Genomic DNA, 17,312 nt, shown 5'->3' on the forward strand with positions numbered 1-17,312 from the left:
CAGCAGGTCTTCGACCTGACCGAGCCCGTCACCAGCAGCTTCGTCGCCAACGGCGTCACCGTCCACAACTGCAGCGAGTACATGTTCCTCGATGACACGGCCTGCAACCTGGCGTCGCTGAACCTCATCCGCTTCTTCGATGCCGAAACCGGCAGCTTCGACCTCGACAGCTACAAGCACGCCGTCCGAATCTGGACGATCGTCCTGGAAATCAGCGTGCTGATGGCCTCGTTCCCGAGCCAGAAGATTGCCGAGCTGAGCTACCGCTACCGCACGCTCGGCCTCGGCTACGCGAACCTCGGGGCCGTTCTCATGCAGAGCGGCATCGCCTACGACAGCGACAAGGCCCGCGCGATCTGCGGCGCACTCTCGGCCATCATGACCGGCGAGAGCTACGCCACCTCCGCCGAGATGGCCAAGGAGCACGGGCCCTTCCCGGGCTTCGCGGACGACCGGGACAACATGCTCCGCGTCATCAAAAATCACCGCCGCGCCGCCTACGCCGACGACACGTACGAGGACCTCACCGTCCTGCCCGTGCCGATCGACGCCGGCGCCTTCGACAGCTCGACCCCGCTGCTCGGCCGCGACGTCCTCAACGCCGCTCGCCACGCCTGGGACCGCGCCCTCGACCTCGGCGAGCAGCACGGCTACCGCAACGCCCAGGCCACCGTCATCGCGCCCACCGGCACCATCGGCCTGCTCATGGACTGCGACACCACCGGCGTCGAGCCCGACTTCGCCCTCGTCAAGTTCAAGAAACTCGCAGGCGGCGGCTACTTCAAGATCGCCAACGCCGGCCTCGTCCCCGCCCTGCTGAGCCTCGGCTACGACCACGAGCAGGCCGACGACGTCGTCAAGTTCGTCCTCGGCACGCTCACGCTCAACAATGCCCCGCACGTCAACCGCACGTCCCTCAAGGATCGCGGCTTCACCGACGACGAGCTCGACGCGATCGAACAGGGCCTGCCGTCCGCCTTCGAGTTGCCGTTCGCCTTCAGCCCGTGGTCGCTCTCGGCCGAAACGCTCGGCCGGCTCGGCGTGACCGACGACATGAAGGCCGACCCGGCGTTCAACCTGCTGCGTCATCTCGGCTTCACCAGGAAGCAGATCGACGAGGCCGGCGAGGTCATCTGCGGCCGCGGCACCGTCGAGGGCGCGCCGCACCTCAAGGCCGAGCACTACGACGTCTTCGACTGTGCCAACAAGTGCGGCAAGACCGGCACCCGCTACATCGCCGCCGGTGGCCACATCAAGATGATGGCCGCCGCCCAGCCGTTCATCAGCGGTGCCATCTCCAAGACCATCAACCTCCCCAATGAGGCCACGGTCGAAGAGGTGCAGGACGCCTATCAGCAGTCGTGGAGCCTCGGCCTCAAGGCCAACGCCCTCTACCGCGATGGCTCCAAGCTCAGCCAGCCGCTCAACACGAAGTCCGACGCGGACGAGGAAGAGGACGACGAACTCAACGTCGAAGCGGGCATCGAAGAAGTGGCCGACGCCGCGGCACTAGCCGCGGATCAGCTCACCAATCTCGAGCACGTCGAGCCCCGCACCATCGAGAAGATCGTCGAGCGCGTCGTCCATCGCCCGCTGCGTCGCAAGCTCTCCGACACCCGCGAGGCCAAGACGCACAAGTTCGACATCGCCGGGCACGAGGGGTACATCACCGTCGGCCTGTACGACGACGGGCAGCCGGGCGAGCTGTTCATCACCATGAACAAGGAAGGCTCCACCGTCGGCGGCCTGATGGACACCGTCGCCACCCTCGCCAGCCTCGCGTTGCAGTACGGCGTGAAGATCGAGGACCTGGTCCGCAAGTTCGAGCACGTCCGCTTCGAGCCCGCCGGGATGACCCGCAACCGCGACATCCCGATGGCCAAGAGCCTGGTCGACTACATCTTCCGCTGGCTCGGCATGGAGTTCATCCCCGGCTACCGCGCCGCCAACTCCCCCAACCGCTCCAAGCCCGTCCCCACCCCCGCCCCCGCGATGTCCCCACACGCCGAAGCGCCAGCTTCGGATAGTCGCCCCACCAACGGCAACGGACACGCCCACCCCCAACCCCACTCCAACGGAAATGGAAGTGGCAACGGTCACGCGATCGTCAAGCCCGACACCCGCACGACGCCCACGCTCCGCCCGACCGAGGCCGAGGTCTCCGTCGAGTCGGTCGCTCTGGTCGAACCCGCGATGAAGGTCAGAAACCGCCTGGCGGTCTCGTCCGACCCCCTGAGCCTCGCCGGCTCCGCCGCCCAAAGCGACGCCCCCGCCTGCGACGTCTGCGGCTCCATCACCGTCCGCAGCGGGACGTGTTACAAGTGCCTCAACTGCGGCAACAGCATGGGGTGCAGCTGATTAAATCCATCACAGGGTCGCGGGCCGGAGACGGCTCCCGACCCTTTTCCTGGTCGTTTCCTGCTCGCCCCCTTCTCTACCCTCTGTTCCGCGCTCAATGCTAAAAGTGTTTCTCAGCTGGTCGGGTGAAGAGAGCCATGCGGTTGCGTGTGTATTTCGCGACTGGCTTCCGAGCGTACTTCAGTCTGCCAAACCATACGTATCTTCACAGGACATAGATAAAGGTGCGCGATGGGCGACGGACATCGCAGGCGAACTTGAAGAAGCTGCGTTCGGAGTAATCGTCATCACTCCCCAAAATCTTCATGCCGACTGGCTCAACTTCGAAGCCGGCGCCCTGTCACGATCGATCGATAAAAGTCGTGTCTCGCCGTTTTTGTTCCGCGTGAAGCGGACGGATGTCCAGGGTCCGCTACTGCAATTTCAGTCGACGCTGCATCAGAAGGACGAGGTGGAGAAGCTGGTAGCATCCATCAATAAGACACTTCCCGAAGAAGAGCGGTTAGATGATGAGCGCCTAAAACGTGGTTTTAGTGTTTGGTGGCCTGAACTTGAGAGGGAACTCAGTTCTGTCGAAAATAGGTTTTCGATCTCAGAGGAGCCTCGTCCAACGAGTGCTCGCAGCAGCGACGTCGAGTCTGACCGAGTCTCGGGAATGATCGAGGAAATACTAGAGCTCGTTCGCAATCAAACGAAAGTGCTTAGTGATCCAGAAACTATTCTTCCGCCGGGCTACATTACCCATGTCTTGAGACATAGAGTTCATCGAGATGATGAGCGTAGGATGAAAATGCATCCTGTGATTGAGGTAACGTTGATGGAGATCGAAGATAAGATCCGCCACATCGTACGAGTCGCAGGGTCAGGTGAGGTTGAACTGCTCGCGAGGGAGGCTATCTCTGAAATTCGTGAAGCTCGGAAGCGCTTCGAACGTCGTTAGCCAAGGCAACTAGTCGGGCAATTCTTGCTTTAGCACGGCGCGTTGCGGCCAAGTGGCGGGATGCGTCGTGCTGAAGCACGACCCCCGGGGGCTGCGGGGATCGAGACGGGTCAGTCGAGGCCGTGGAGGTGGGCGGGCGTCGGCGGCGGGCGAGAGAGCGGCCGGTCGCAGCTGCAGGACCAGTCGGCGTCGTCAATGCCCTGCATCACCAACCGGCCGGAGAGAAGGGGTCGGGAGCCGTTATCGACCCTACTCGACGGGCAGAGCGAAAGGGTCGGGGGCAGAAAGAGAGGCCAGCTGAAGGTTAGGATGGGTGGCCATGTCCAAGCCGACTTTTGATACCGCTGCCGCCCATCGCTGGTTTGCGGTGGAGGCCAACAACCGGGCGTGGGACCTGATCGAGCAGGAACGGCGGACCCCGGTGGAAGAGCGTGAACTGCTCGACGCCGCTCACGCATCATCGCATCATTGGACACACGTCGGACAGCCGATTAACGAACTGCGTTCGCTCGTTCTGCTCGCGGCCGCTCATCATGGGGTCGGTGATACGCGCCAAGCGCTTCGGTTTGCCGGGCTTGCCGTCGCGAAGATCGATGATGTCGGCGAAGCGGCCACCCCGTTCGACCGTGCCATCGCGTTTCGTGGCCTGGCCGTCCTCGCGTCGGCAGCCGGGGACGACGATGTCGCTCGACAGGCCCGGGAGCAGTTCGAAATCGCCATCGTGGCCTTGAAGGGTGCCGACGACGTCGAGATGGTCCGGAAGATGTTCAGATGAACTCGGGGGCAAGTTGCGGCCGGTTGGCGGGGTGCGTCGTGCTGAAGCACGACCTAGGCAATGGACCGGGATCGGGACCGGTCAGTCGAGGCCGTGGAGGTGGGCGGGCGTCGGCGGCGGGCGAGAGAGCGGCCGGTCGCAGCTGCAGGACCAGTCGGCGTTGTCGATGCCCTGCTTCACCAACCGGGCGAACGAACTCGTCGGCCAGTCGTGCGGCGGAGAAAGTCGGTCGGAGGCCTTACCGCCGGGCGAGATCGTCGCCCTTCGTCTGTCTCACACGCCGACCATCGTCAGGCGCAAAACACGGCCGGAGCGTCCCACGTTTCCGCTCCGACCCGTCCGTGCTGCGCTGACACCGAGCAGTCAGTCCACGTCGCCGTCGACGCCCTCGTGGGACAGATCGCCCGACAGCTCGGCCTGAATCTCCTCAAGGGCCTCTTCTTCGACCGCCACGATCGCTCCGCTGGCCGCGTCGACTTCGACCTCGAACGCTCGATCGCCCGACGCGACGAAGACGTCCCACTGCGAGTCCGGCTCGTCGAAGCGGACCCCGAGCAACTCGCCGCCGACCTCGGCGATCGCAGCCTCCACCGCGTCTGCTTCGCTGATCAACCCGCCATCCGTGCTCGCGCAGCCGCTCAACACCACGACGCTCACGGCTGCCAAAACGGAAAGGTTCTTACGGGGTGTTGCCATCGAGTTCATTCTCTTGAGGGTGGGAAGGACTGCTGCGCGTCGCGCACGTTTGAACAGCCGAGCGGGGGCGAAGCTACTCGGTGTTGCCTGTCGCTTCCAGCGCAAGCCCGGTGCCGAGACACGCCGTGAATTGCTCGCTCGCGAAGGCCGCTGCACGGCGTCTTGCTCACCACTCCGTGTGCCCGGCACGCCGACTGGCCTGTGTTACTGCACCGATGCCCGACGACGTGACGCCTTCGGCCTGCCGGCCGACGCGGCTGACCGGGCCGAGGTCGCTACGTCCCTTTTCTCCGACCGAACGCACAACGTCGTTCGGTAGCGAAGTCGACTGAGGGTCGTGACAAAGCACGCCTGACAGCTAGCGCGAAACGGGAGTGGCCGCTGCCGTCTCGGCGGTCATCTTGTTCACACGCTCAATCTCACCCAGCAGGAAATCGAGATCTTCAAAGGGTTCGCCGCCGATACGTGACCAGTGGACGCGGCCGAGCCGGTCGACGAGGAAGGTGGAATGGAGTTCAATCTCTTCGAAATCGTCGTAGGACCGAAATCGCTTGGCGTTGCGATGGTCGGGGTCCGAGAGGATCTGGAATGGCAGCTTCCCCATTTCCAGCGATTCGGCGATCTCCTCGACGCTGTCGGCACTGATCGCCACGACGTCGGTGTCCACCTCTTCAAATTCGTCGTGTCGCGACTTCAGCAGTCGCAGCTGATCCATGCAGTGCGGGCACTCCTCGCCGAGGTAAAAGACGATGACGGCGTTCCGACCGGCAAGCGAGCTGGCGTCGACGGTTTGGCCGGTTGCGTCCATCGGGTCGAGTTTCGGCATCGAAAACGGCTGCCACGAGTCCGGACCAAAGGCATCGAACGCCACCGACTCATACGACCGCTGCGGGCGAGGCGAGTCGTCGAACGGATCGGCCTCAATGCCCAGCGCAGCCGCGTCGGCCAGCCACCGCTCGTCGGGACTCGCACCAGACCAGACGTGTTGCAGCCGTGCCCACGCACTGGCGGCCGCCTCGTCGTTGCCGAGCGCTGCCTCTGCCCGAGCCAGGCCTGACAGCGCAAAACCGTCATTGAGGCTCACTTCGAGTGTCTTGAGAAAGCACTCCCGAGCGAGCTGTGGGCTGCCATGGTCCAGGTGCTTCTCGCCGAGAAGGACGTAGAGCCCGCGTGGATAGATGGGCGGGTCCTTCCTGGTCTCCCGGAGAACGTGTTCCCGCCTAGCGCCGTCGGCGAGGAGGGCAAATCCGTTGAGCTCATCGCCCTCCGAGAGCGCGAACATTGCACGGGTCTCAAGCAGCATGCAATCGAAGTACGGCTTCAACCAGCCGTGCGAGGGATTACTAATCTCGTCCTGCAGGTCGTGAAGCTTCTTGATCTCGGCCCGCGCGAGATCCAGGTTCGATTCGTTCAAGTGTGCGAGTGCCAACGCATACGCAGAAAAGACCTTCGACACGATGGTGCCGGGCTTGGTGATCGCTTCCTCTTCGGCGACGATGGTGTCCCATCGCTCAAAACGGACGAGTCCCCGGACGAACGCGATGACGCCTTGGTTGTACGTGTCGTAGCCGGAGACGTCGTTCTTCTCGGGGTCGGCGGGTGATCGCAGCAACTCGCGGGCCGAGCGTTCGGCCTCATCGGCCAGGCCGAGTTGCTCCTGGACCCAGGCCAGATACGTCTGGTTGTGGGCGTAATTCCAGCTCTCAAACGGCTGGACGAACTGCATGGCGAAGTACGAGCGCTCCCGACGCGTGGCCCGCTCGAGCCAGATCGCCGCCTCGTGCCACATGCCAAGGTCGGAATAGACATGGCCGGGCATGTGGTTGGCGTGCCCCGAGTCCGACGCGATCCGGCCGAAGACCTCGCAGCTGTCCAGCGCCTGCTCGGGGCGACGCCCGTCCCAGTTGTGAATGCGGTAGTGGTGCGCCCCGGGATGCTCGGGCGCGACCGCGAGAATCTCGCGAATCATCAGCTCGATCGGATAGCCGCCTCGGGAACCCTTTGCTCGATCGATGTAAAACGCCTTGGCTTCCAAGTCGTCTGGGTACTTCAGGATGATCTCTTCGAGCTTCTCGAGGTACAGCGCCATCCTCGTGCTGCGTGCCGGCGAACGGTTTTCCACGGGGTCGAACGCTTGCGACTCTTCCAGCGCCTCGATGTACATCCGCTCCCGCTCGGTCACACTGCCCTTGCGTTTGATCGCCTCCTCCAAGAAGTGCTCATTGCGCGGTCGGCTGGTCGCCATCTCCAGGCCCCAGTAAGCCATTGCACAGTCGGGGTCGAGCTTGAGGCACCAACGGAAGCTCCGCTCGGCCTCGTAGTACCAGTAGTTGTGCAGCAGCGCGACGCCCTGATTGAACCACTCCTGCACCTCGGGCACCGAGGTCGTGATCGGAAAATCGACCTCCCCGATGCCATCCATCTTCACCGGCCTCTGACGGGGCCCCTCGTCATGTGCCTGATGCAAGCGTGAATGCCCCATCTTCTCCGCATCGGACTCCTGCGCCCGCGAGGGCGCAACCGACGCCGTGAACACGACGCTCATCGCCGCCGCACCGACGAACACGTGCCGCCCCAATCGCTTTAAGATCTGTTCCATTCGTGCCGGGAGCGTATCGAGAAACCACCTCGTCGCACGACTCTCGAAATCGCAGCGGAACCGCCGGTCGGAAGGGTAGTTGGCTTGCGGAGACGGGACACGGGAGCCGGTTCGGCGCTGCGCGCTGGCGGCCGGCGGGACAGATTGACGGAGGGCGGTGGTGGCGTCGGCGGTTGGTCCGATGCGCTTGGTCGCCGTTGGGATGCCGGCGGGTGAGAGTCGGGTCGGCCGAGGTGGCGGCGGGGTCTCGGCGGAGACCCGGCGGCGTCCAACGGAGGCGGTCGCGCACCGCGTGGTGCGCGCTCCACGTGGGCCATGTTTTGGGTGAGCGCTGTTCGTTTTGTTGTTCGGGAATGTTGTGCGGGTGGTGCAGGCGGGCTATGCCTAGGGCGTGCTTGGCGGCGAGCGATTCTCGGAGGTCAGCTGGCGCGGCGATCTGTTTGGTGGGGTTACGACGGCGGTGATTTCGTTGCCGTTGGCGTTGGCGTTCGGGGTGGCGTCAGGGGCTGGTGCTCAGGCGGGGTTGTACGGGGCGGTGTGCGTCGGGCTGTTCGCTGCGTTGTTCGGCGGGACGCGGACGCTGATCTCCGAGCCGACGGGGCCGATGACGGTGGTCATGACGGCCGTGATCACGACGCTGATTGCCGCCGACCCGGACAACGGCTTGGCGATGGCGTTTGCGGTGGTGTTGGTGGCGGGCCTGACGCAGGTGGCGTTCGGCGTTTTCAAGCTCGGCCGCTACGTGACGCTGATGCCGTACAGCGTGATCTCTGGCTTTATGTCGGGCATTGGCATCCTGCTCATCTTGCTGCAGTTGCCGCCTCTGACCGGTCAGGATGCGCCCGGCGGCGGCGCGGTGGGGATCATCCGGTCGCTGCCGGAGCTGATCGCGGGTGTCCAGCCGGCGGAGATGGTGCTGGCGGGCGTCGCGTTGGCGGTGCTGTTTCTGATGCCCAAGGCGCTGCGGACGTGGTGTCCGCCGCACTTGGTGGCGTTGCTGATCGGGTCGGTCGTGGGGGTGGTGTTCTTTGCGGATGATGGGCTTCGCCGCATCGGCATGATCCCGATGGGTCTGCCCGAGTTTCAGCTCCCGGTCTTCACGACGGCCCAGCTCAGCTTGATCCTGTTCGAGGGCATGATCCTCGGCGTGCTCGGGTGCATCGACACGCTGCTCACGGCGATGATTGCCGACAGCCTGACCCGCCGTCAGCACGATTCCGATCGCGAGCTGGTCGGCCAGGGTGTCGCCAACATGATCTCCAGCCTCTTCGGTGGCCTGCCCGGAGCGGGGGCGACGATGGGGACGGTGGTGAACATTCAAGTCGGCGCGCGATCGCCTGTCGCGGCGATCGTGCGGGCTCTGATCCTGCTGTTGATCATCCTCGCGATCGCCCCGCTGCTGCAGAGCATTCCGATGGTCGTTCTGGCGGCGATCGCGTTGAAGGTCGGGTTCGACATCCTCGACTGGAGCTTCCTGAAGCGCGCCCACAACGTCTCACGTACCGCGACGCTGATCATGTACGGCGTGATGGGGCTCACCGTCTTCGTCGACCTCATCGTCGCGGTCGGCGTCGGCGTGTTCGTCGCCAACGTGTTGACCATCGATCGGCTGACGCGGCTGCAGTCGTCGGGCATTCGCACGATGGGCACGAGCGACGAGGAACTGCCGCTGACCGACGAAGAGCGCGCGTGGTTCGAGCGCGGCAAAGGCACGGTCCTGCTGCTCCATCTCAACGGCCCGATGATCTTCGGCGTGGCCAAGGCGATCTCGCGCGAGCACGAGGCGCTCAAGGACGCCAAGGTCCTGGTCTTGGATCTGCTGGACGTCCCGCTGCTGTCGACGACGGTCGCGCTGGCACTGGAGAACGTGGTGCTCGAAGCCCGCGCCGCCACGGTGCCGGTCTTCGTCTGCGTCGCACCCGGCGACACGAAGAACCGCCTCGCCCAACTCAGCAAGACCGGCGACCTCGACCTCGTCTTCTGCGACACCCGCCTCGACGCCCTGAAGCAAGCTGTCAGCTTCGCCTAGCCGAGCCTTTCCGACTTGGGCGTGGCGCGTGTGGACGCATCACTCTCTCCAGCCGCTGCCGATCCAGGGCATGGCGTTGTGCGGCAGATCAGGACACAGCCGGCGGACGGTGGCAGCGATGGAGGCGGCGTGGTGTTGGAGGTGGCGGACGTTGTAGACGTGCATCTCCGCACGCGTCAGACCGCGGCCGAAGCCGTCGGGGGCAGCAAGGTCGGCGTCGGTCTCGCTCGCAAGCACGGATCGCACGCGGTCGCGGACCTGGAGCAGCAGCTCGAGGGTCTGGTCGCGCGGTAAGCCGACGGCGGGTTCGGGGCTCAGCTCGGTTCCGCCGACGTCATGGAGCGGGCGTTGCTCGAAGTCGTCGAGGCTCTTGCTCAGGTAGACGTCGGCAAAGAACAGCGCGTGGTACGCCGCCCAGCGGACGGTGCCGTTGGCGATCTTGGCCTCCCAGTGTTCCGGCGGACACGCCTCAATGGCGTCGCGGAGCATGCAGAGCGCAGCCTCGTATTGGTGCGTGATCAGGTCTTGCAGGTGCGGCATGGTCGGTCTCCGGTGTCAGCTCAGCGGACGTGGTCAGCCGTGCTTGCGTCTGCCGTGGTAGTGACGGACGGTTCCGCCGATGACGAGGGCAGCGCCGAGGAGGCAAACGTCTTTGGCGAGGTATTGGCCGTGGATCGTCGGGGCCCAGGGAACGTGATGGAAGAGCACCTCCGTCGGCGCAGCCACGAACGCCAGCACCGTCCCGACGAGTCGGACGACGAGCAACCCGATCGCCACGCGAAGCGTGGTGTGAAACCACAGGCAGATCCCGATGGCCATCTCCCAGACGCCCAGCGCCGGAACGGTGACCTCGGGCGAGCCGACGTAAACGGTCTTGGCGATGATGGACGTGGCCGACTCTTCGCCGACGAGTTTGAGCGTCCCGAACCAGATGAAGAGGCTGCCGAGCATGATGCGCTCGACGCCGTGACCGGTGCGATCCATGAAGCTCGCGACGCCGGCGTCGAGCCGTCGCGTCCAGTTGCGCGCGGTCACTCGGGCACGATGATGCCACCGTCGGCGAAGCGGGAACTCCGTCATGACCGATCGTCCGCCCGGGGCTCGGCGGACCCTCCTCGTCCGGTACCTTATCAACCTTTGCCTTGTCGATCGTCGCTCCCGATCACTTCGCTGTACGGGGAAGCGCTAGCGTGTATCTGGATGCACAAGTTAAAATTGCTGTTCGTTGGCGCCGGTGCGATCACGAAGATGCACCTTCGGGTGCTCGAAACGTGGCAGGATGGAGAGACGGTCGAGGTGCTGGCGACGGATCTGAAGTCCGAGGCGTTGGATGAACTGCGTGCCGCACGGCCCGCAGCGAGGACGTTTGACAACATCGACGACATGCTGGCCGAGCCTGTGACGGATGGCGACATCGTCGTCGTCGCCACGCCGCCCGTTGCCCATTTCGAGGCGGCGATGAAAGCGCTGGCGAGTGGAAGGCATGTCTTGTGCGAAAAGCCTCTGGCGATGACGACCGACGAGGCACGCCAGATGAACGACGCGGCCAAGTCGGCGGGTCGGTTGCTCGGGTGCTGCAGCAACCGACTGCTGGGCCGAGGGCTGGCGGCGTTTAGCGATCGATTCGGCAGCGGGCTCATCGACAAGCCCTATCGAGTCCGTTGGCAGGCTCGCCGACAGCGACGCCGCAGCGGTATCGAGTATCAGCCCGAGAGCCGCTGGTTCCTCAAGAGTGCGATCAGCGGTGGCGGCGTGCTGATGGACTGGGGGCCGTACGACATCACGACGATGTGCAATCTCTTCCGGCCGCAGCGTGTGGAGGTCGTCTCGTCCATCGTCGAGCAGCCGAAGCTCGGCGGCGAGGCGATGCCGGACTTCGAGCCGGACGTCGAGTTCCACGTCATCGCGACGCTCCGATTTCACCGCGATGACGGCAGCATGTTCGACGTTCATTACGAACGTGCCAGCGCGACGCACGGCGAGGAGGCGATGCACTTCGAGGTCGAGGGCGTCGACGGTGCCGCACGAATCGACTGGCTGCCCCGGCCCGAAGGCGCTCGCGGATACGTCCACGTGTGGGACGACGACGGCAAACGTCAGTCGCAGGAGCATTACCTCGTCGACGAGCCGGCTGACATCATGCAGCGTCCGCTGCTGGAGATGCGAAAAGCCGTCGATGGTAAGCCGGCGATGATCTCGCTGGGCGATGAGGCGATCTTCAACTTTGCGGTCATTCGAGCGATCTACGACGCGGCGGAATCGGGTGAGTCGGTCGTGGTCGAGCGGGAGGTCACGTCATGAAGCATGCAGTCGTCGCGATGGACACGTTTTTCCACGGCGCCTCGCCGGGCTATCCGCTGCGGACGCGTCTGGAGATGATAAAGGCTGCGGGTTTCGACGCGGGGTACTTCACGAACTGGCCGACGTCCGCCGCCGATGCGGAGCGGCAGCAGTTGGCGTCAACCGCACAGGCGGTCGGCTTCGACATTGCAGCCGTCTATGCGGCGATTGATCTGGCCGAGGGTCACGACGCCTGCCTTCGTCGGGTTGAAGCGATCGCGCGGGATCTGCCCGAGGGTGCCGACTTCGAGCTCGCGCTGAAACACGGCGTGCCGGGTTCTGATCAGTCCAGCCCCGACGATCCGAAGCACGACGAGAAGGCCGTCAGACTCGTGCTGGCCCTGGCAGAACGCACCGATGCGACCATCTGCCTTTACCCGCACGTGCGCGTCTGGATGCAGCGGCACGCGACAGCGCTCCGCGTAGTCGAAGCCTGCGAGCACCCACGCGTGAAAATCATGTTCTGCGGCTACCACTGGTACGCCGCCGACGATCGAGACGGGCTGGACACACTGGTGCCGAAGCTGGCTCCGCACCTGCACGCGATCAATCTCTGCGGCGTTGCGGTCCGCGGCGAGGCTGCGTCCATCCTTCCTCTCGGCGATGGACAGATGGACAACGCGATGGTGCTGGGCCGTCTTCGAAGTCTCGGCTTCGAAGACCGCATCGCGATCCAGGGCTACAGCCTGCGCGGTGACGTCTTCGCACGCCTGCAACAGGCACGGGTGGCTTCCGAACAGCTGGTCCAGCAGGTGGAAGCGCACGCGGCGTGGTACACGGCGGAATGAGGAGGCGGAAAGGGCTGACGCGAGAATCGCGCGCGTCCTCGCGGTTTCGGCGTTCTCGGGTCTCTTGTCTGTCAGTAGCTTGTGGGAGAGAGTTGCCTCGACATCGGTGTCTAGGCGACTCCAGTTCCGACTGCTGACGCGTTCGTCGGCAAGGACACACCTTCACACACATCGTCTTACACAGGACCATGACCACCACGTTCCGCACGTCTTCTGCCATTCTTGCCATTGCGGCAGCCTCTTACTTCGCTGTCGGTTGCGCGACCAGCAGCAACGCTCACGAGCACGATCACAGCATGTCGAAGGTCACCAAGGCCGACGTCATCGCTGCTCAGCAGGCCTGGGGCGAGGGCATTGTCGCCATTTCCAAGGTGCACAGCGATGGCGGTGACTTCGAAGCCCGCGCGACCGAACACATCAACGAGCTATACGCCTACGGCATGACCGACGTCATGTTCAAGCCGACGCTCGCCGCTGAGGACCAGTTCCGCGAGACCTTCGACGAAGCGCTCAGCTACTTCATCGGTGCCGACGGCACCGAGGACAAGGGCTTTGCCATCAGCGGCTGGACCAACGTCCGCTGGGAAAGCAACGGGATCTACGTCGGCGGCAACGACGCCACGGCCATGGGCAACTACTACTTTAAGAAGCCCGACGGCTCGGAGACCAAGGTCGAGTACACCTTCGGCTACGTCCTGGATGAGGACGGCAACCTCCGCATCAACCTGCACCACTCGTCGCTCCCGTTCTCGCCGAGCTGATCGAGACGGTGACGTCACGACTCTCCTGCCAGGCACCGCATCGCGGTGCCTGGTTTTTGATTTGTGCTAGAGACACTTTGAGTGCGTGCGTCAGTAGCGCTGCGATCGCAGGCTCGCTTCGCTCACCGCTAAACCAGGTTGGGATTGCATTGTGTCTGCTACCGCGTCGCTTCTCATGGAGCGGCTTCGTGCGGATTCTGAGGTGAAGCCGCGCCTCCGTCATCCCGAGCGGAGCGAGGGCCCTCGCTTGGTTCTGATCCGACGACGAACGAGGTCCCTCGGCTTCGCTCGGGATGACGGAGGGACGCAGAAACACGCACTATAGAGAGTTCGTGCAGTGAAAGACTCGGGTACGGTGTGACGGATGGCAACACGCATCCTGCTCGTCGGCATCGAGCCCGACTCGGTCGATTACGACAAGTGGCCCGATCTGACGCGGGAGAAGTTGATCGCGTCCGGTCGCGAAGTGGTCGAGGCTTTGACCGGCGCCGGCTACGAGCCGGTGTCGAACCTCATCGACGGCTCGCCGGAGAGTGTCGACGGCGTCCGTCAGAAGCTGGTGGAACTGCGGCCGGAGGTGGTCGTTATTGGGGCTGGCGTCCGGGCTGATCCGGATCGGCTCGCGCTCTTCGAGCAACTGGTGAACGTGGTGATTGCGATGTCGCCCACGTCGCGACTCGCGTTCAACACGCGGCCGTGGGACACGGTCGAAGCGGTCGAACGCGTGCTGCGTTGAAGTAGCGTCGGACCGCGCCGGCAGTGCTACGGGACGAGGTACGTCGGGGTCGTCACCGGTCCGACGGGCAGGCCGTCGTCCGCGGGATCGATGGCGGCGGCGACGAAGCCCATCGGCAACGACGCGTCGCCGGGCACGGCCAAAGCGTCCGAGATGTCCACGGGCTGGCCGGTGAGGTCGACGTCAATCGTCTGGAAGGCGAACGCGTTGTTCGCCGGGAAAGGGGTGTCCCGCAGTGCTGCCAGCTGGCGATCGAGCCGTTGGGCATATTCGCCCTCGAAGAGATTGGTCACCGGCTGAATGAACCCGCGGGTCGCGACGACCCGCGCGGTCGCCCCGGCCGGCCCGTTGACGATGAGACGGACCTTGTCGTCATCGCCGGTCTCGGCGGTCAGGTCGACAGCCGTGGGTTCTGCGTCCTGCCGAACGAGGGTGTGGCTGCCGGCGTTGTTGCCGACGCCGTGCAGCTGTGCCGACGACCGCGTGCCGTCGGCGAAGGTGATGGTCACGAGCGAGCCGATGAGCTCCGCACCACACACGCCGCCGACGTCCCACTTGGGATCGGTGCCTTGATCGAGCGGGCCCTTGCGAGCGCCGGCGATCGAATTGGGGTCCATGTCGATCGAGAAGCCGATCGATTCGCCCGGCTCGAATCCGCCGTCGACGTCGGGCGAGAAGGTCAGCACGAGCTTGCGGAATCCGGCTTCGGCGCCGGGGCCGACGTAGGTGTCGTCCCCGGCCGGCTGGATGCCGGTGCCGCCGGGCGTGTCGAGCGAGAGTGCCTTGCTCACCGTGTCGCCCGCAACACCGAACGGGTCGAAGACGCTGTCGGGGTAGAGCGCGTCGGTGACGTCGATCTCGACCTGACTGATCAACTTGCTCCCGCGATTGGCGATGCGGAACGAATTCTTGCCGAAGTTGGAGGTCTGCACGTTGTTCGAGTGTCGATTGATCGACACGACGGCTTCGCCTCCGGATCGGGAGGCGTCGCTTCCGTTGCTCACGGTGCTGACGAGAGCGAACGCGGTCACAGAGGCGGCGAGGAGGAGTCGCATGGACGACGATAGTTCGCTGCCGCGAATCCGTACTGCCGCTGCTCCTGGCGGCTCGAACGACCGTTCTAGAAACTCATCGCCGCCTTGAGCTTTTCGTAGCGGGTGTCGATGGCCTCGCGGCTCGTGGCCTGGAGGGCGTCGAGGCTGAAGTCGGCGATGGTGTAGCTGGCGACGACGGTGCCGAAGGCCAAGGCCCGCTTGATCGTCGCGGGTGAAAGCGATCGCTGCGTGGCGAGGTAGCCCATCATGCCGCTGGCGAAGGTGTCGCCGGCACCCGTGGGGTCGACCACCTTGTCAGTCGGATAGGCCGGCAGGACGAAGGTGCGGACGTCGGTGGGCGTCTTGGAGTCGGCGTGCTTCCAGGCCATCAGGCAGCCGTGCTCGCCCTTCTTGATGACCGTGAACTTCGGCCCCATCTTCAGCACCTCGCCCGCGGCGGCGACCATGTTCTTTTCACCGGTCAGCAGGCGCGCCTCACCGTCGTTGAGGACCAGGCCATCGATTTGCTCGAGAAGCTTGCGGAGGTCGGCGTTGAACTCGGTGATCCAGAGGTTCATCGTGTCCGCGACGCTCAGGCGGACGTTCTTGAGTTTCGACTGCATGTCGGCTTGCAGGGCCGGGTGCGTGTTGGCCAGGAAGACGAATTCGCTGTCGAGGTAACTGTCGGGAATCTTGGGCGCATCCTCGGCCAGGATGTTGAGGTCGGTCTGGATCGACTCGGCGTTGTTGAGGTCATCGACGTAGCTGCCGTGCCAGCGGAAGCTCTTGCTGCCCTGGCGAACCTCGAGGCCTTCCAGATCGACAGGTCGGCCCGCGTAGACGTCCTTCATGTCGGTCGGCCAGTCCTCACCGACGGCACCGACGAGGCGGACGGGCGTGAAGAAGCTGGCGCCGTACGCGAAGTACGTCGCGCTGCCGCCGATGACGTTGTCGCGTCGGCCCGCGGGGGTTTCGATGGTGTCGATGCCGAGACTGCCGGTGACGAGGAGAGACATGTGAATTGGGAGCTAGTAGCTAGGGATCAGGCGCTAGTCAGAAGTCAGAGTGGCCCCGACGGTAGTTGGCTGACCTTCACGCGTTGGGGGCTGACGCTGTAGAGGCGGCCGGGCGACAGTCGCTTGTAGCGGTCGAAGAGACGGTGCACGGCGAGCGGTGCGTCGGAAGGGCCGCTGTTCAGGAAAATCAGTGTTCGGCCGAAAGTCGCCTTGTCGCCGCTGCCGGGGAGGACGGCGTCGAGGGACTGGCGATTCGTCACGATCAGTTCGAGCTGATGACGCCGGGCGGCCTCGCGTCGGTCGATAGGGGATGCATCGGCGGCGAGGTCGATCTCCGCTGACGTCATCACCTTGTGCCCCGCCTCGGCGAAGGCTTGGCGGACGTCGTCGGCAGCATCATCGGGCAGCAGGAACCGCAAGACGGCAGGCTAGGCGATCACGGGTTCACTGGCTGATCGGTCCAGCCGTCGGGCAGCTGCGTCCAGATCGTTCGCTCGTGAGGCAAGACGCCCAGCGCGAGGTGGTCGCACGACGTCGGCGTGACTTCGAGCACGCGGAACGTTTCCGGCACCGGATCGTTCGACGGCACGCCCTTCACAAACGCCTCTTCGTCTTCACGCGGCAGCATCGGCGTCGGCCAGGCGAAGAGCGCTCTGGCGGAGTCACTCAACTCGCGCCACACGCGGGCGGAATCGTCATCCTCGGGTCCGATCAGCCGTGCCGTGCCGGCCAGGCGGAACTGCGTCCGGCTGTCGGCGAACCAGACGCACGCCTCGACACGGTCGTTTGCGTCGATCTGCTCAACCTTCTCGCTCCGGGCGTCCGTGCAGGCGACCACCCGGCCGTCGTCGCGAACGCCGCGGATGACGATCGTCCGGCACCGCGGCCGACCGGCGGCGTCGATCGTGGCCAGCATCAGGAGAGGCGGACCCGATTCCTTTTCCATCCCCCGGCGAAACTGTGACACCCAAGGCACCATCGCCCCGATTCTACATCCGTGCACGCCGAATGAATCTCAAGGGGCGGTTGTGCGTCAGAACGAGGCAATGTTAAGCTGGGTAAGGATTCAGCCGATCTACAGGTGCATCCAGAAGCGGCTGCTGACCGTATATTGGGCAAGGCGGGCTTGCCGGGCGGTTCGGGCAGACCGGGTAGGGAAACGTCGGACGCTGACTACGCGTCCGATCACGTGGCAGCGTCGACGCCTCGTCGGCCTTGCCGGTTCACCCACCACAGCAGC

At 64.6% G+C, this 17,312-nt stretch carries 17 protein-coding genes; 8 read left to right on the top strand and 9 right to left on the bottom strand.

All coding sequences use genetic code 11. The features are described from left to right. The 3 genes from AAGI46_08285 to AAGI46_08295 all read left to right on the top strand — a co-directional run. Positions 1-2,358: vitamin B12-dependent ribonucleotide reductase (locus AAGI46_08285; GenBank protein MEM1012205.1), on the top strand; the 2,358-nt coding region annotated here is incomplete at its 5' end. A 97-nt stretch (positions 2,359-2,455) separates the two neighbouring features. Beyond that, positions 2,456-3,298, top strand: a complete 843-nt coding sequence (locus tag AAGI46_08290) for a TIR domain-containing protein (protein MEM1012206.1) — start codon at positions 2,456-2,458, stop codon at positions 3,296-3,298. A 319-nt stretch (positions 3,299-3,617) separates the two neighbouring features. After that, positions 3,618-4,073, top strand: coding sequence for a hypothetical protein (locus AAGI46_08295; GenBank protein ID MEM1012207.1), 456 nt, complete (start codon positions 3,618-3,620; stop codon positions 4,071-4,073). Positions 4,074-4,436: 363 nt separating this feature from the next. Here AAGI46_08295 and AAGI46_08300 read toward each other — a convergent pair whose 3' ends face one another. From AAGI46_08300 to AAGI46_08310, 3 genes are all read right to left on the bottom strand, one after another. Then, positions 4,437-4,769: a PepSY domain-containing protein gene (locus AAGI46_08300; GenBank protein ID MEM1012208.1), complete on the bottom strand. Its 333-nt coding sequence runs from the start codon at positions 4,767-4,769 to the stop codon at positions 4,437-4,439. Positions 4,770-4,935: 166 nt separating this feature from the next. Next, positions 4,936-5,073, bottom strand: a complete 138-nt coding sequence (locus AAGI46_08305; GenBank protein ID MEM1012209.1) for a hypothetical protein — start codon at positions 5,071-5,073, stop codon at positions 4,936-4,938. Positions 5,074-5,127: 54 nt separating this feature from the next. Then, positions 5,128-7,368 carry a redoxin domain-containing protein gene (locus tag AAGI46_08310; GenBank protein ID MEM1012210.1) on the bottom strand — a complete coding sequence of 747 codons (2,241 nt, stop codon included), beginning with the start codon at positions 7,366-7,368 and terminating at the stop codon, positions 5,128-5,130. A gap of 391 nt (positions 7,369-7,759) precedes the next feature. On the opposite strand from AAGI46_08310, the gene AAGI46_08315 reads away from it, so the two are divergent. Continuing rightward, positions 7,760-9,397: a SulP family inorganic anion transporter gene (locus AAGI46_08315; GenBank protein MEM1012211.1), complete on the top strand. Its 1,638-nt coding sequence runs from the start codon at positions 7,760-7,762 to the stop codon at positions 9,395-9,397. Positions 9,398-9,436: 39 nt separating this feature from the next. Here AAGI46_08315 and AAGI46_08320 read toward each other — a convergent pair whose 3' ends face one another. Then, on the bottom strand, positions 9,437-9,937 hold the full coding sequence (locus AAGI46_08320; protein MEM1012212.1) for a DinB family protein: 501 nt from the start codon (positions 9,935-9,937) through the stop codon (positions 9,437-9,439). A 33-nt stretch (positions 9,938-9,970) separates the two neighbouring features. Continuing rightward, positions 9,971-10,477, bottom strand: coding sequence for a DoxX family protein (locus AAGI46_08325; protein MEM1012213.1), 507 nt, complete (start codon positions 10,475-10,477; stop codon positions 9,971-9,973). A 120-nt stretch (positions 10,478-10,597) separates the two neighbouring features. Between AAGI46_08325 and AAGI46_08330 the strand changes: the two genes are divergently transcribed. From AAGI46_08330 to AAGI46_08345, 4 genes are all read left to right on the top strand, one after another. Next, positions 10,598-11,698, top strand: coding sequence for a Gfo/Idh/MocA family oxidoreductase (locus AAGI46_08330; GenBank protein ID MEM1012214.1), 1,101 nt, complete (start codon positions 10,598-10,600; stop codon positions 11,696-11,698). After that, complete coding sequence (locus tag AAGI46_08335) at positions 11,695-12,525, top strand: TIM barrel protein (GenBank protein ID MEM1012215.1); 831 nt, start codon at positions 11,695-11,697, stop codon at positions 12,523-12,525. Before AAGI46_08330 ends, AAGI46_08335 begins: the two co-directional genes overlap by 4 nt. Positions 12,526-12,713: 188 nt before the next feature. Beyond that, entirely contained in the window at positions 12,714-13,286 is a 573-nt protein-coding gene (locus AAGI46_08340; protein MEM1012216.1) for a phosphoribosyl-AMP cyclohydrolase, read from the top strand. Between the two features lie 364 nt (positions 13,287-13,650). Beyond that, positions 13,651-14,022, top strand: coding sequence for a hypothetical protein (locus AAGI46_08345; protein MEM1012217.1), 372 nt, complete (start codon positions 13,651-13,653; stop codon positions 14,020-14,022). A 26-nt stretch (positions 14,023-14,048) separates the two neighbouring features. Here AAGI46_08345 and AAGI46_08350 read toward each other — a convergent pair whose 3' ends face one another. The 4 genes from AAGI46_08350 to AAGI46_08365 all read right to left on the bottom strand — a co-directional run bounded on the left by AAGI46_08350 (position 14,049) and on the right by AAGI46_08365 (position 17,051). After that, positions 14,049-15,077 carry a hypothetical protein gene (locus tag AAGI46_08350; GenBank protein MEM1012218.1) on the bottom strand — a complete coding sequence of 343 codons (1,029 nt, stop codon included), beginning with the start codon at positions 15,075-15,077 and terminating at the stop codon, positions 14,049-14,051. Positions 15,078-15,142: 65 nt separating this feature from the next. Beyond that, complete coding sequence (locus AAGI46_08355; protein MEM1012219.1) at positions 15,143-16,072, bottom strand: PfkB family carbohydrate kinase; 930 nt, start codon at positions 16,070-16,072, stop codon at positions 15,143-15,145. Between the two features lie 44 nt (positions 16,073-16,116). Continuing rightward, positions 16,117-16,491, bottom strand: coding sequence for a hypothetical protein (locus AAGI46_08360; protein ID MEM1012220.1), 375 nt, complete (start codon positions 16,489-16,491; stop codon positions 16,117-16,119). 17 nt (positions 16,492-16,508) lie between these two features. Next, positions 16,509-17,051 (bottom strand): pyridoxamine 5'-phosphate oxidase family protein, encoded by a 543-nt coding sequence (locus AAGI46_08365; protein MEM1012221.1) that lies wholly within the window; start codon positions 17,049-17,051, stop codon positions 16,509-16,511. Between the last annotated feature and the right edge of the window lie 261 nt (positions 17,052-17,312).

It is taken from the genome of Planctomycetota bacterium, assembly GCA_038746835.1.
Taxonomy (GTDB): Bacteria; Planctomycetota; Phycisphaerae; order Tepidisphaerales; family Tepidisphaeraceae; genus JBCDKH01.

Bases quoted from the DNA above. Each gene is read 5' to 3' on its own strand.
- AAGI46_08310 (MEM1012210.1), bottom strand. From the start codon at position 7,368: ATGGAACAGATCTTAAAGCGATTGGGGCGGCACGTGTTCGTCGGTGCG.
- AAGI46_08365 (MEM1012221.1), bottom strand. From the start codon at position 17,051: ATGGTGCCTTGGGTGTCACAGTTTCGCCGGGGGATGGAAAAGGAATCG.
- AAGI46_08335 (MEM1012215.1), top strand. From the start codon at position 11,695: ATGAAGCATGCAGTCGTCGCGATGGACACGTTTTTCCACGGCGCCTCG.
- AAGI46_08295 (MEM1012207.1), top strand. From the start codon at position 3,618: ATGTCCAAGCCGACTTTTGATACCGCTGCCGCCCATCGCTGGTTTGCG.
- AAGI46_08350 (MEM1012218.1), bottom strand. From the start codon at position 15,077: ATGCGACTCCTCCTCGCCGCCTCTGTGACCGCGTTCGCTCTCGTCAGC.
- AAGI46_08290 (MEM1012206.1), top strand. From the start codon at position 2,456: ATGCTAAAAGTGTTTCTCAGCTGGTCGGGTGAAGAGAGCCATGCGGTT.
- AAGI46_08340 (MEM1012216.1), top strand. From the start codon at position 12,714: ATGACCACCACGTTCCGCACGTCTTCTGCCATTCTTGCCATTGCGGCA.
- AAGI46_08300 (MEM1012208.1), bottom strand. From the start codon at position 4,769: ATGGCAACACCCCGTAAGAACCTTTCCGTTTTGGCAGCCGTGAGCGTC.
- AAGI46_08345 (MEM1012217.1), top strand. From the start codon at position 13,651: ATGGCAACACGCATCCTGCTCGTCGGCATCGAGCCCGACTCGGTCGAT.
- AAGI46_08320 (MEM1012212.1), bottom strand. From the start codon at position 9,937: ATGCCGCACCTGCAAGACCTGATCACGCACCAATACGAGGCTGCGCTC.
- AAGI46_08355 (MEM1012219.1), bottom strand. From the start codon at position 16,072: ATGTCTCTCCTCGTCACCGGCAGTCTCGGCATCGACACCATCGAAACC.
- AAGI46_08330 (MEM1012214.1), top strand. From the start codon at position 10,598: ATGCACAAGTTAAAATTGCTGTTCGTTGGCGCCGGTGCGATCACGAAG.
- AAGI46_08325 (MEM1012213.1), bottom strand. From the start codon at position 10,477: ATGACGGAGTTCCCGCTTCGCCGACGGTGGCATCATCGTGCCCGAGTG.